At 63.5% G+C, this 13,982-nt stretch carries 10 protein-coding genes; 5 read left to right on the forward strand and 5 right to left on the reverse strand.

What is annotated here, in order from left to right:
* From hpnC to IRI77_RS14420, 3 genes are read left to right on the forward strand one after another with little or no spacing between them, the layout of a single operon-like run.
* Positions 1-876 carry a squalene synthase HpnC gene (gene hpnC / locus IRI77_RS14410; RefSeq protein WP_194452741.1) on the forward strand — a complete coding sequence of 292 codons (876 nt, stop codon included), beginning with the start codon at positions 1-3 and terminating at the stop codon, positions 874-876.
* Positions 873-1,718 carry a phytoene/squalene synthase family protein gene (locus tag IRI77_RS14415; RefSeq protein ID WP_194452742.1) on the forward strand — a complete coding sequence of 282 codons (846 nt, stop codon included), beginning with the start codon at positions 873-875 and terminating at the stop codon, positions 1,716-1,718. The genes hpnC and IRI77_RS14415 overlap by 4 nt, the downstream gene beginning before the upstream one ends.
* 45 nt (positions 1,719-1,763) lie before the next feature.
* On the forward strand, positions 1,764-2,960 hold the full coding sequence (locus tag IRI77_RS14420; RefSeq protein WP_194452743.1) for an MFS transporter: 1,197 nt from the start codon (positions 1,764-1,766) through the stop codon (positions 2,958-2,960).
* On the opposite strand, the gene IRI77_RS14425 is transcribed toward IRI77_RS14420, so the two are convergent.
* From IRI77_RS14425 to IRI77_RS14445, 5 genes are all read right to left on the reverse strand, one after another.
* Positions 2,893-4,773 carry a hypothetical protein gene (locus tag IRI77_RS14425; protein WP_194452744.1) on the reverse strand — a complete coding sequence of 627 codons (1,881 nt, stop codon included), beginning with the start codon at positions 4,771-4,773 and terminating at the stop codon, positions 2,893-2,895. The two genes, IRI77_RS14420 and IRI77_RS14425, sit on opposite strands and share 68 nt — an antisense overlap.
* Entirely contained in the window at positions 4,662-5,096 is a 435-nt protein-coding gene (locus tag IRI77_RS14430; protein ID WP_194452745.1) for a hypothetical protein, read from the reverse strand. The genes IRI77_RS14425 and IRI77_RS14430 overlap by 112 nt, the downstream gene beginning before the upstream one ends.
* 53 nt (positions 5,097-5,149) lie before the next feature.
* Positions 5,150-6,343: a Gfo/Idh/MocA family protein gene (locus IRI77_RS14435; RefSeq protein ID WP_194452746.1), complete on the reverse strand. Its 1,194-nt coding sequence runs from the start codon at positions 6,341-6,343 to the stop codon at positions 5,150-5,152.
* A gap of 66 nt (positions 6,344-6,409) precedes the next feature.
* Positions 6,410-9,703, reverse strand: a complete 3,294-nt coding sequence (locus IRI77_RS14440) for a DUF5107 domain-containing protein (protein WP_194452747.1) — start codon at positions 9,701-9,703, stop codon at positions 6,410-6,412.
* A 59-nt stretch (positions 9,704-9,762) separates the two neighbouring features.
* On the reverse strand, positions 9,763-11,133 hold the full coding sequence (locus IRI77_RS14445; protein WP_194452748.1) for a sulfatase family protein: 1,371 nt from the start codon (positions 11,131-11,133) through the stop codon (positions 9,763-9,765).
* 65 nt (positions 11,134-11,198) lie between these two features.
* On the opposite strand from IRI77_RS14445, the gene IRI77_RS14450 reads away from it, so the two are divergent.
* A complete protein-coding gene (locus IRI77_RS14450; RefSeq protein WP_194452749.1) occupies positions 11,199-12,446 on the forward strand; it encodes an aminotransferase class V-fold PLP-dependent enzyme in 1,248 nt (415 codons plus the stop codon).
* Positions 12,447-12,518: 72 nt separating this feature from the next.
* Positions 12,519-13,979, forward strand: a complete 1,461-nt coding sequence (locus IRI77_RS14455) for a M28 family peptidase (protein ID WP_194452750.1) — start codon at positions 12,519-12,521, stop codon at positions 13,977-13,979.
* Positions 13,980-13,982: the final 3 nt, after the last annotated feature.

The following is a 13,982-nucleotide window of genomic DNA, read 5'->3' on the forward strand; positions in this document are numbered from 1 at the left end:
ATGACAAAAGCCTGGTCCACCGACCAGGCTTTGTCGTATACACACTGGCTGGCGACCCACCACTACGAGAACTTCAACGTGGTGAGCTTCCTGCTGCCCAAGCACCTGCACCAGGATTTCTACAACGTGTACTCGTTCTGCCGCTGGTCAGACGACCTGGGCGATGAGATTGGCGACACACAGGAGAGCCTGCGCCTGCTCAATTGGTGGCGCGGCGAGTTGCGCGGCCTGTACGAAGGCGTCAAACCTACCCATCCTGTATTCGTCGCGCTTGCTTTGACCATCGAGCGGCACGAACTACCCATCGACCCGTTCGACAATCTACTTACAGCGTTCATCCAGGACCAGACAGTCACCCGCTACGACGACTGGGCCGGGGTCATGGACTACTGCGTCAACTCCGCGAATCCCGTGGGCCGCCTGGTGCTGATGTTGTGCGGTTATCGGGACGAAGAGCGGTTCCGCCTCTCGGATGCCACCTGCTCCGCCCTGCAGCTAGCCAACTTCTGGCAGGACGTCACGGTGGACCTCAAGAAGGATCGCGTCTACCTGCCGCTGGACCTGTTCCGCAAGCACGGCTACACAGAGGAGGAGTTGTTCGCGCACAGGAACACCCCGGCCTTCCGCAAAGTGATGGTGGAAGCGGTGGACTACGCGCAGCAGCTGTTTGAGACCGGCCTGCCGCTGGTGGGCAAGCTGGACCGCCGCCTGGCGCTGGACATCGACCTCTTCAGCCGCGGCGGGATGAAGGTACTGGACAAGATCCGGGCGCAAGACTACGACGTATTGAAAGGACGGCCCGTGGTTTCGAAGCCAGAGCGGGTGGTGCTGCTGCTGCGCAGCCTGCTGCGCGCGGCCGTGTCGAAAGCCGCATGAGCCGTCTGGCCGCGTCCTATGCCCATTGCGTCGCAGTCGCTCGCGCACGGGCCAAGAACTTCTACTACTCGTTCCTCGTCCTGCCGGAAGAGAAGCGGCTCGCCATGTGCGCCATTTACGCCTTCATGCGCGAATGCGACGACCTCAGTGATGAAGCCGGAGCGAGCCTGTCGAACATCGCCGGCTGGCGCGCGCAGATGGTGCAGACGCTCACCGGTCCGCCCGCCGATCATCCTGTCTGGCCCGCTTTTCAGGATGTGGTCCGCAAGTATCGCGTCCCTGCCCAGTATTTCCACGAGATGATCGACGGCGTCTCCAGCGACCTGGAGCCGCGCAAGGTGGAGACATTCGACGAGCTCTACCGCTACTGCTACCTCGTGGCCTCGGTGGTGGGTTTGACCACGATTCACATTTTCGGGTTCGACGATCCGCGCGCGCTGGCGCTGGCGGAGAAGTGCGGCATCGCGTTCCAGCTTACGAACATCATCCGCGACGTCCGCGAGGACGCGGTCAACCAGCGGGTGTACCTGCCGTCCGAGGACCTGGCGCGCTTCGGGGTGACGCCCGAAGCACTGGCTGGCCCCGTGACGACTCCGGAGATCCGCCAACTGCTGGAGTTCGAAGGGGCACGGGCGCAGCGCTACTACGCGGAGTCAAGGCCGTTGATCGCGATGATGCGGGAAGACAGCCAGCCGGCGCTGTGGGCGCTCATCGAGATCTACTCGCAACTGCTGAACCGCATCCAGCAGCGCGGCTACGACGTGATGCCTGGCAAGATCCGACTGTCGACCTCAGAGAAAATGACGGTGCTGGCCCGCGCCTGGCTGCGCCGCTTGTTCTAGCCTGAACCCGGAATGCCGCTGGCTGCGTTCCAATAGGATATGTCCATGCGCCGCCTGGCGGACTGGCTGGGGATTAATCGCGCCGCTCTTGGCGTGCTCGTCGTCGTGGGCGGGCTCGGTCTCTCAGAGGAGATCTGGCGGAACTTCCTTTCCATCTACCTCAACGTGAAGACCGGCGACCTGGCGAAGGCCGTCGGCTACATGGGCATCTACTCCTTCCTGGAGAATCTCGTGGAGGGGCTGGGCTACTTCCTGGGCGGGACCTTCGCGCACCGCCTGGGTCCGCGCGTGGCGCTGGCGATCTCCGCCGTGCCGATGACGGTGGGGTTCACTTTGCTGCTGTCGCTGCACCAGCCATGGGCCATCGTGATCGGAGCGCTGCTGTTGACCAGTTGGGATCCGCTGTCGGTCCCCGCAACGTTCGAGGTGGTGGGCAGCGAAGTCGCGGCCAACCGCCGGAACATCGCCTTCTCCGTGCAGAGCATCCAGAAGCGGATCCCTAAGATTATCGGTCCGCTGATCGGTGGCGTGGTCTTTGCGATCGGGTACTGGGCGAATCTCTGGCTGGCGGTGGGCGTACTGGCCGCATCGGTGATCGCACAGATCACCCTGCTGGGCCGCATGAAGCCGATGCCGGAGCCCGATCCCATGCCGGCCCGCCAGGTGCTCGCCTCCATCCCGCCGGACCTGAAGCGCCTGCTGACGGCCGAGATCTTTCTTCGCTGGGGCGACTGGTTCGTACGAGATTTCGCCGCCCTGTATGTGGTGGCGGTGTTGGGCCGCACTCCGGCCGAGTACGGCCTGCTGGCCTCGCTGACCGCCTTCACCTCACTACTTACCTACATTCCTGTCGGCAAGCTGGCCGACCGCTCTTCCAGCATGAAGCCGTTCATTGGAATCACGTTTGTCCTGTTCACGCTGTTCCCGTTCTCGTTGACGCTGCTGCCGAAGACCGGGCTGCCGATCATGACAGCACTCTGCATTACGTTCGTCCTGAACGGTTTGCGCGAGATTGGAGAACCGGCCCGGAAGGCAGCCATCACGGCTGGAATGCCGCCGCGCATCCGGGCACGCGCCGTGGGTCTCTACTGGGGGCTGCGATCGCTTTTCTTCTGCCCTGCCCCACTGGCGGCGGTCTGGCTGTGGAGACACGTCGGCCCCGAATGGACCTTTCTCACCGGAGGCGCGATTGGCCTCTGCGGGACGGCCTGGTTCCTACTGCGAGTGCGGCTAGCAAAATAGCGCCCAGCGCAAAAAGGGCCGGGCCGCGGTAGACGGCCCTGGGCCGGTAGTTCAATTCGACCTGGGATGTGCCAGCCTCGACGACGATGCCCTGCAGGCCCGCGTATGCGGCCAGGATGCCGGCGGCCCTGCCGTTGACGGACGCGATCCAGTTGGGATCGTTCTCCTGTGAGACCACCAGGAGCGAGCGGCAGGGCGAGTCGGCCTGGATGAGCCAGCGCGATGAGATCCGCTCGACGATGCGGGCTGAGCCGCCTTCACAGGAGCCCAGTGGCACCGGCGCTGCGGTCACAGCTACCTTTTTGACGTCGAGACCTCCAAACTTCAGCAGATTCCAGAGTTCAGCTGAGTCTCGCGCCTGCGCCGTCTCGTGTACCAACCGGACCATCGGCACCGCGCGTGGGTTCTCGAAGACCTGCCAACCCGCCGCGCCTGTGAACACCGGCTCGCCGAGCCCTCTGGGCGTCGTTCTGCTGATGAAGTAGCGAGCCGAGAGCAGGTCAATGAAGCGTTCCGCTCCAAAGAGAGTAAAGACATCCGAGGTGATGCCGCAATAGCCGCGCGTCTGCTCGATGCCTTCCCAATCGCCGAGATTGAAGGGGACTTCGGCGGGATCGGCATGAACCCGGCCTGCGCCTCCGCGGCTCTTCACAAACTGCGCCGCGTCGTGAATACCGCTCAACGAAGGGAGGAGAGTCCATTGCTCGCGATGTTTGAAATGCTGATTCGCATGGCCGCTGAGTTCCATGATGAGCACGAAAGCGAGCAGCCCCTGGAAGAGTCCCTGGCCGATGAGACGCCGCCGCCGCAAAGCACCGAGTGCGCTGAGAGCCAGGCAGCCCATGGCCAGCCACGAGAGACGCTCATACGCGCTGCTCTGCTCCGGCCGGATGCCCTGAGCGAGGGCCACGAAGAGCAGGATGAACCCGCCCAGCGCACAGACACTCTTCGCGAGCCTGCCGAGGTGGGCGCGGTGAAAACGCAGGGCGTCCCAGCCGATGGCCGTCAATGCCGACAGGGCCAGGGTATTCACGACCACGGCGGCGGCCGGCATGCGGGCCTTCTCGACGAACGGAAGCAGGGCGTACGCCAGTCCGTGGACAAGGCTGAATCCCCCCAACGCAAAGACGAAGCCGCCCACGGCCATCACGGCCAGGATCCGGACGTTCTGCCGTTTCCATCGCCGCCACACGGCCCACAGGGCCAAGGTCAGAGCCGTCACGCCGACATACGGGCTGACGTGTGCGAACGAGTCGCGCAAGACCAGCCCGAGGACAGACTGCGGCGTCAGCGAATGATTCTCGTGAACGAGATACGGGACCTTCTGCGCCCACTCCACGGGGTTCTCACTGCCGACCCAGCGCAGGGCCCGGCGGCCATACTCCATGGCGGGTAAAATCTGCGGAGCCCCAATCAGGCCGCTGAATACCGCGCAGCACACCACGGCGGCCAGGCCGCGCCGCCATCCCGTGCGCGAACGGAAGCACTCAGAGAACCAAAGGCCGCCTAGCACGAGGGTCATGAAGACCGGCACCTGATGATGGCCGCCCAGCCAGCCGAGTCCGAGCATCGCGCCCGACCAGGCTGCATTGCGGAAGAGATGCCCGGTGCGTGTGTAGCGGAAGTAGAACAGCAGCGTCAGGGGAGCCGGCAAAGCCGAGTTCAGCATCTGCACCCAGTCGGTTGAACCCGCGTAGCCGCCTAGCGTCCAGACTGCGGCTCCTGCCAACGAAGCGGGCAGGCTGCAGCGCAGTTCGCGGCAGAGGAGGTAACCGGCCAGGGCAGCCAGAAGTGGATGAAGACGAACTGCCAATGCAGGGTCTTCAGAGCGAACAGCCCGTCCTTCAAAGGCACCAGCGCGGCCAGCACGGTGACCGGATGCAGAACGCCCGGCTGGCTCTGGCCGATCAGGGACTGCCCGGCCCAATGGTAAGGATCCCACAGCGGCACGTGCCCGGAGTGCCACTCGCGCGCCTGGACGGCCATCCAGGGCAGCACCTGATTCACCATGTCCGGCGAATCGGCAAACGTGTACTGCGATGAAAGGATGAGTTTCCAGTACACGAGCACCAGGGCGCCGGCACACACTACCGCCGCCAGCAGGAAGGTGGCCCAGGTCTGCCGCCGCAGATCCATTCAGTTGATGCCGTCCCAATGAGGAATGCCCAGGGCGGAGCGGCGGCCAGAAGCTACCAGCGAAGTTTGAGATCGTGCGTCCACTTCTCTTCGGATTTCATCATCTCATCCCACGTCACTTCGCGGTTCTTGTAGGCGGCTGTGCGGCCGAGAATGGCGGTCAGGTTGCTCCTGATCGATTCCTCGTAGTTGTAGATCGGCTGGCCCGCTTTGACGGCGGCAATGAACAGCTTGACGTTCTCGACGGCTCCGCCTTTGAATGTGTCGTCCTTCTCCGCGCCCATCCAATTGTTCTTGCCGGCGATGCGCAGCATGCCGCCGTAGTGCGTATCCGCACAGCCGTCAATGCCGACGATGCGCACGCAGAGGTCGCTGTAGCCGCCATTCAACTGATGCGAACTGAAGTCGGCCTGCACGCCATTGGGATAGAAGAACTGGACGAGGAAATGATCCCAGGCGTCGCCCGCGTCATACGCCGTGCCCGACCAGTCGGTCCGCCCGCCGCTGCCATAAGCCTTCACGGGGTGCCCTTGCAGGAACCAGTTGGCGACGTCGATCACGTGGATGTTCTGCTCCACGATGATGTCGCCGCCCAGCACCTTGTCCATGTAGAAATTGGACATGCGGCGCTGGCCCGGTTCCATGCCCGGCGTGCCCTTGTCCTTCGACGGGCGGCTGGCATAGTAGTAGACCTGCGCAAAGGCCGGCTTGCCAATGTCGCCGCGGAAGATGCGAGTGGCGGCTTCTTTGTACACCTCTCGCACGCGCGTCTGGAAATCGACATAGAACGTCAGCTTCTTCTGGCGGGCCCTGTCGCCGCTGGCCAGCACGCTCTTGCAGCCGGGCACATCGACAGCCATGGGTTTCGCCATGTAGACGTGTTTGCCCGCGTCGACGCCCCACTTCGCCTGCTCGGCGTGGAAGTAAGTGGGCGTCTCGATGACAATCGCATCGAGCTTGGACTCCGCCAACTGCTTGCCGGAATCCGGCCCGTAGTACGACCGCGAATTCTCAACCTTGAACTTCGCCTGAGTCGACTCCAGGTTCGCTTTCACCACGTCGGCCAGCGCGACCACGCGAGCCCCTGTGTACTCCACAAAGAACGGAGCGATCCAGTTGCCGCGGCCGCCGCAGCCGATCAGGCCCACTTCCACGGTGGAATTCGCCTGGTAGCCGAAGGCTGTCTCCGGTTTGAGGATCATCAGGCCCGCGCCGGCCGCCTTCAGGAAATCTCGTCTCTCACTCATGAGCGCCTCCCGGAATTGATTGCGCATCACACTGGAGCCCGCCATCCGGGTCCCAGCGCTTCGCGGTTATTCTGTCATGCCTTCCAGGCGGGCGCGAGCCTCCAGCAGGTAGCCGTTCAGCTCAACTGCTTTCTGGAACTCCGCCTTCGCCTTGACCTTATCGCCGAGCCCCAGATGTCCGAGTCCGGCCACGTAGTGCGCCTGCGCCGATCGCAACCGCGGCGACCGCTGCTCTCCGAACTTGGCAAAGAACTCATTGCCTGGGGTGCGCTGCATGGCACGGTTGGCCGCATCCACCAGGGACTGGAACAGCACCTTGGCGCGGGCGGTCTCGCCGAGTTTCTGCAGCGAGAGGGCCTGGTAGTAGACCAGGGCAGCGCCGCCATCCACGGTCGGACGCGGATTCTCGTCGTTGCCCATCAGTTCGGCGGCCGATTCACGCCAGGCCTTCTGCGCCTCTGCTGGCTTGCCGAGCGCGGCCAGGGCCGCACCGGCGTTGTACAACGTCTCAGGGGCGCGTCCACCGCGATAGGCGCGCGTCACTTCGATGTTCTCCGGATACTTGATCGCGTTCTGGTAGTCTTCCAGCGCACCGGCGTAGTTCTTCGCCTTCATCTTCTGATGGCCGCGTAGGACCAGGGCATCGGTCCAGGTGTCCTGCACATTGAAGCGGGCTCCGCCTTCCCAAAGATGGAAGTGCCGCTGACGCATCACCGCCACGGCGTCGTCGTACTTGCCGGCCAGCACCTGCAGGGTCACCAGGCGGGAGGTTGTGTCGTCGCGCTTCTCCACCGTCTGCCGGTGTGATTCCAGCATCTGCAGCCGCTTGGCGACCGGGCTCTGCGAGAACTCGTACAGGCGGTCGAGCTCAAACAGATAAAGGGAGTCGCTGCCGTTGAGCGAGATCGCCTTCTCCAGGCCACTAATGGCCTGCGGCACGCCGTTGGCTTCCCGGGCATATGCCACGGATAGATTCCGCCAGGCGATCGCCATCGACGGATCCAGTTCGACAGTCTTCTTCCACTGCGCCACCGCCTCGGCCGGTTGACGATCGAACAGCAGGTTGCCGAGATAGTAGCGCGGCCTCGGGTCCTGCGGGTTCGCATTGATCGCCGCGTAAAGGGCGTCCATCGCTTCCACCTGGAACGGGAACACGTAGTCGTAGGGCAGCGCCGAACCCTTTTTGTAGTGGACCAGCGCCGTATCCTTCTGGCCTTGCCGCTCGGTCAGCATACCGCGGTAGTAATGCACCATCGGCGACTTCGAGGGCATGCGATCCAGCAGCATCTCTGCCTCGCGATAGAGTCCGCCGTTGATGCACGACACCACCAGCTCCAACCCTTCAGACGGCTGCTGCTGGCTCACCGTGAAGAGCTCGCTGAGGTCGGAGAAGCCGCGCATGTCGATGGGATCGATCGCCCGCAGGGTCTTGCGCACTTCGCCCGATTCCCCGCCCCGGCCCTGGTGCAGCAGGATCAACGCCTTCAGCCAGAGCGCCGGAGTGTTCGTCGCGTTCATCACCAGCGAACGATCCAGGTAGGCTATGGCTTCATCCAGCTTGTCCTGGCGGCCCTTGATCTGGGCCACATGGAAGTAAGCGGCCGAGCGCCAGGCGGAATCCCACGCCGCGCGCTGCAGCCAGTCCTCCGCTTCTTTGAGGCGGCCCTGGGACTCCAGCGCGACACCGAGGTAATAGAGGGCGTCCGCATCCTTGGCCCGGGTGTAGTTCTGCTGGACGCGGCCCGCCGCGATGCGCAAGTGCTTTTCAGCCTCGGCAAACTGGCCGCGCTTGATGCACAGAATGCCCAGTGCGGTGCGGTTCCGGATGTCGCTGGGATCGCGCTTGATGGCTTCCAGGTAGTACGGATCCGGCTCGAGCGCCGGGCTGTGGAACTGTTCCAGCCGCAGGCCTGCGAGATACAGTTCCTCGGTCGACTTCGTCTTCTCCGGCGTATCCGGCGGATGCACCGGCTCGGGCATCGGCAGCTTCTTGCGCTCCACGGGCTGATAGGAGACCAAGTCCCGCCCATTCGCGCGCAGCACGATCCGCAGCTCGGTCTCTTTCACGCCGGCAGGCAGCGGGAACTCCTGGATCAGCGGATTCGCCGGATCCAGGTCCTTCACCGCCGACCACAGCTCCTTCTCGCCCGCCATCACCAAGGCCTTGGCCTGCGGGAACTTCTGTGTCGTGTAGAAGCCGGCCTTCACCTGCCCGTTCTTCACTTCCAGGTTCACAGCCGCTTCGCGCGTCGCATTCTTCGCCCCACCGATGTTGCGGAACGGATACCAGTACTGCTTCAGCGTCTTGGTTTCGTACGGCTTCAGCCAGCTGTAGTCGGGCTGGTTGTCGCTCCAGCCGCCGACCATCAGTTCAAGATACGGCCCATCCGTGTCGCTGAGGATCTTGTCCCACAACCGGCCGCCCGGACCGGTGCCCCAGGTGAAGAACTTCTTGCCCGGCACCTGGTAGTGATCGGCCAAATGCATGGTGCCGGCCTGCTTGCCGTAGTCGTAGCCGGCCAGCCAGTCGTCGTCCTCATTCCAGGCGAACATCGAGATGGCGCTGGGATGGTTCTTCCACATGCTGACGTCGACGCCCTTGGTGAAGTCCACTCCGGCGTAGACGCCATCGGCGATGGGCCAGCGCGAGAACTCCCGCTTGGCATGTTGCGTGGCAAACTGGGTCGCGGGCGGGAAGATCACCTGATAGTCGTCGTTCGTATGTACGGCGACGTTCGCGAAGTAGAGCAGCGAGTTCTGGACCGGCGCCGTATTCAGCGCGGTGACCTGAGCCTCCAGCACGCTCGAGCCAGGCCGCAGCGTCAGGCCGACAGCCCAGCGCATGCGGTCGCGCAATTCCAACTCACCGACATACACGGTCTTGGAGCCGTCCGCGTTCTCCTTGGTCTTGTAGAGCACCGGCATGAAGCTCGAGGCCCGGTGATGATGCGGGATGTTCCATTCCACGCCGCCGCTGATCCAAGCGCCCAACATGCCGATGAGCGCCGGCTTGATCACCGACTGCTTGTAGAAGAAGTTGTAGCCGTTGGTCTTGTCCACGGCCTCGAAGATGCGCCCGCCCAACTCAGGCAGCACGCAGACCTTCACATACTCGTTCTCCAGGCAGACCTCGGTGTAGCTCTTGTCCTGTTTCACATCCGTCAGGCTGTCGTACATCGGGTAGGGATATACGAGGCCCTTGGCGCCCTGATACGTACGGCCCGTATAGAAGAATGGGTTCACGTCCGGCGGTCCAGCCACATAGGTGGGGATGTTCACCTTGAGCTCAGTGACCGTCACCTGTGCCAGGGCGGACGAGCACAACAGGAGAATGACTGCGGCACAACGAATCAGCGACATCAGATAAAAGTCCTCGGTAGCAGTATATAGAGTTACAGATAAAAAGGTCGCGTCTGCGCTTACATGCCGGCGGGCAACTGCCCCGAGTCCAATGCATCCGACCACGCCTTGCGCCTGGTCCGCAGCGACTCCAGCATCGCGCGATGGGCCGCGTCCGCCGACAGATTGTGCTCCTCCAGCGGGTCCACGTTCAGGTCGTACAACTCCTCGAACACCGGCGACTCCTGCGGATAGCGCGTATACTTCCAGCGCTCCGTCCGTATGCCGTCGGTTGGCGGGATCCAGCCGGCGGCCCGGAACTGATGCTCATAGAACCACTCCCGACGCCAGGCCGGAGACTGCCCCGCCAGCCAGGGCCGCAGCGACCGGCCCTGCATTTCGCCCGGTATCTTCACTCCGGCCAGATCCAGAATGGTGGGCGCCAGGTCCACATTGAGCGACATTGCGTCGACGCGCCGGCCCGCGGCGATCCCGGGCCCCTGCACAATCAGCGGCACTCGAATCGACTCTTCGTGCATGAACCACTTACCGGCCAAGCCGTGCTCGCCCAGGTAGAAACCGTTGTCGCCCGTGTAGACCACAATCGTGTTCTCACGCAGGCCCAGCCTCTCCAGTTCGCCCAGGATCGTACCGACGGAACGATCCACTCCGCTGATCAAGCGGTAGTAACCCTTCACCGACTGCTGGAACAGCTCCGGCGTCGAGAACCGCACACCCCAACGGCGCCGCCCTTCCGAGCGTTGCACCGACAGCGGCAGCTTCGTGATCGACTCCGAATCCATGGTCTTCGGCACCGGCATGCGCTGGTTCGTATACAGCGCTGCATCCGCCGGATCGTAGAGGAACTGGCGCGGATCCTCATCCTGCACATGAGGCGCCTTGAAGCTCACGGAGAGGCAAAACGGCTCGTTCTGGTTGCAGGACTGCAGGAACTCCCGGGCTTGGCCCGTCATGATGGTGGTCAAGTGCGGACCGGGCTCGCCCTCTGGAAAGTACTTGCCCTGCCCCAGGAAACCGGCCCAGTAATCGAACGCCTCCCTGGGCGCGGGCGCTTTGTCCAAACCCCATTTGCCGATGAAGCCGGTCCTGTACCCCGCGTGACGCAAAGCCACTGGATAGATGCGATTCAGCTGCTCGGCGGTGAACTGCTTATTGAAGTCGGCCACGCCGTGACACCGCGCATACTGCCCCGTGAAGATGCTGGCGCGGGACGTGACACAGATCGCCGTCGTCACAAACTGCTTGCCGAAGGTCACGCCGCCCCTCGACAGACCATCGATATTCGGGGTCTGCACGATGCGATTGCCCATGCAGCCCAGCGAGTCCCAACGCTGGTCGTCGGTCAGCAGAAAGAGGATGTTCGGCCGCTTCCGGCCCTGCAGGGCAAGCATGGATGGTGCGGCGAGGAAGGCTCTGCGGGATGTCGTCACGCCAGCCATCTTATGCGAATCGGAGCGCTCGGGCAGCCGGTTCCACCGCGCTACACTGAAATTCCATGAACAGGCGTCACCTCCTGGCCAGTTCCCTGTTTGGCCTCACTGCGCTCCCTGCCGCCGATTCCGGCCTGAAACCGCTGCCCGACGCCGCGTTGCGCTCCTCCGACCCGGAGCAATACTGGCTGCGCATCCGGAACGAACAGTTCTACCTGCCGGAGTGGCGCACCTTCCTCAATAACGGCAGCCTCGGCGTCGCACCACGGCCCGTTATCCAGGCAGTGGAAGAGTTCCTGGAGCGCGGCGCCGGCCTCATCAGCGACGAGTATCCGCGTTGGGGCTACGAAACCCTCGACCCCGAGCGCACCGAGATGGCCGAGTTCCTGGGCTGCAAGAAGGACGAACTCGCTTTCGTCCACAATGCGACGGAAGGCCTCAGCACGATCGCCGCCGGACTCGATCTCAAGGCTGGCGACGAAGTGGTGATGACCGACCTCGAGCACCCCAGCGGCAAGGCCGGTTGGGCCGTCCGCGCCCAACGCCACGGGGTCGTGGTCCGCGAAGTACCCATCCCCCTGCCGCCCAAAAGCTCCGCGCAGCTCGCGGATGTGATGATCTCGGCCATCGGACCGCGCACGAAGGTCCTGTTCTTCAGCGGGATCCTCAGCCCCACGGGCACCATCATGCCCGTGCGTCAGATCTGCGACGCCGCGCGCGCGAAAGGCGTACTTACCGTCGTCGACGGCGCCCACATGAATGGCCAGATCCCGGTGAAGCTCTCCGAACTCGGCTGCGACTTCTACGCCGGCAGTCCCCACAAGTGGATGTTCGCGCCCGCGGGCAGCGGCATCCTCTATATCCGCGAAGAGAACCTCGACCGCCTGTGGCCCACCATTGTCACCGGCGATTGGGACAACAAAAGCAGCAAGGCCGCGCGGTTCATGAAGGTCGGCACCAACAACAGGGGCATCGTTGTCGGCATGATGGCCGGGCTCCGCTTCCTCAAGCAACTGGGCCCGGAGAACGTGTACGCCCGCATCCACGACCTCGCCATTCTCAACTACAAGATGGCGGCGGCGCGCCCGTATCTCGAAATCTACAGCAGCGCCGATCCGTCGCTTTACGGATCCCTGGTGACCATCGGCTTCCGCGGGGCCAAGCTCGACGACCTCTTCCGCAAGGCTCGCGAACGCAAGATCTGGATCTATGGCGCCGAGCGCATGCGGATTTCGACGCACATCCACACCCGGCCGCAGGACCTGGAAGCCTACTACGCATTGGTCGACGAAGTGGTCGGCCGCAAAGCCTGAGAGAGCCTGGCGGGTGCTATCGAAAGTCGCGCCAGGAGATTCAGGCCCGGATGCTACATTGAAGGGGTTCCCATGCGATACCTGCTCGTCCTGGCCCTCACGGCCTCCTTATTCGCGGCCCAGCCGCTGAGCCCCGCCGAAGAAGCCCTGCTCGCCCCCATCACCGCGAACGTCCTCAAGGGACACATCTCTTTTCTTGCTTCCGACGCGCTGGAGGGCCGCGACACGCCGTCGAAGGGCCTTGATGTCGCCGCCGAATACATCGCCTCGCAGTTCCGCCGCTACGGGCTCGAGCCGGCCGGTGACGAGGGGTATTTCCAGACCGCAGCTTATGTGAACGTCACACAACCGGCGGAAGGGCTGGAAGTTACGCTCACGTCCGGCGGGAAGACCTGGAAGTCCGATAAGGAACACGTGATGATCTCCAGTTCCGGCGCGACCCAGGTGCAGGGCGCCACGGTGGTGAAAGTCACCATCACGGACGAGAATACGCCGCTGCCGGAGCGCTCCGCCGTCGAAGGCAAGGCGGTGATCCTCATCGCGCCGCAGCCCCGTTCTCGCGCCATGGTTCGCAAGCGCGAAAGTATCCTGGAACTGGGGCCCGCCATCGTCGTCACCGGCGGCTTCACCGGCTTTGGCCGGACACGCCTGCGCGAAGCATCCGAGACGACGGGGCAGCGCCCGCCCATGATCACTACCAGCGATCCCGACTTCAATACGTTCGTCGCCTCGATAGACGCCGGCGCTACCCTCGACGCCGCCGTCCCCGCCCCGGTTCTGCAGCCGGTCAAACTCAAGAACATCATCGCCACCCTGCCGGGCAGCGATCCGGCGCTGAAAGACACCTACATCCTGCTCACCGCCCACTACGACCACATCGGTATCAGCCCGCGCGGAGAAGGTGATCGTCTCAACAACGGAGCCAACGACGACGCCAGCGGGGTGGCCACGGTGCTCGCCCTGGCCGAATCGTTCGCCCGGTCAGCAGCGCGGCCGAAGCGCACGCTGGTCTTCATGACCTACTTCGGTGAGGAAAAGGGACTGTTCGGCTCCCGCTACTACGGCAGCCACCCCGTCTTCCCGCTGGCCAAGACCATCGCCAACCTGAACTTTGAACACATGGGCCGCACCGACGACACCGAGGGTGACCGCACCGGCAAAATCACGGCCTCCGGCTTCGACTACACCTCGTTGGGCGAAGCTCTCAAGGAAGCAGGCAAAGCCACGGGCATCGAAGCCTGGAAACACGACACCAACAGCGACGAGTTCTTCGGCCGCAGCGACAACCAGTCCCTGGCCGACTCGGGCGTCCCCGCCATCACCGTCGCCGTTTCGTGGATCTTCCCCGACTACCATCGCCCTGGCGATCATTGGGAAAAGATCAACTATCCAAACATGGAGAAAGAAGTGCGCACCTGCGCGCTAGTGGCCGAGCGCATCGCCAACTCCTCCGAACCGGTGAAGTGGAACGAGTCGAACTCGAAGACGGCCAAGTATGTGGAAGCTTCGAAGAAACTCCACGCCACAAATTGAAGG

This window comes from Paludibaculum fermentans, assembly GCF_015277775.1.
Classification (GTDB): domain Bacteria; phylum Acidobacteriota; class Terriglobia; order Bryobacterales; family Bryobacteraceae; genus Paludibaculum; species Paludibaculum fermentans.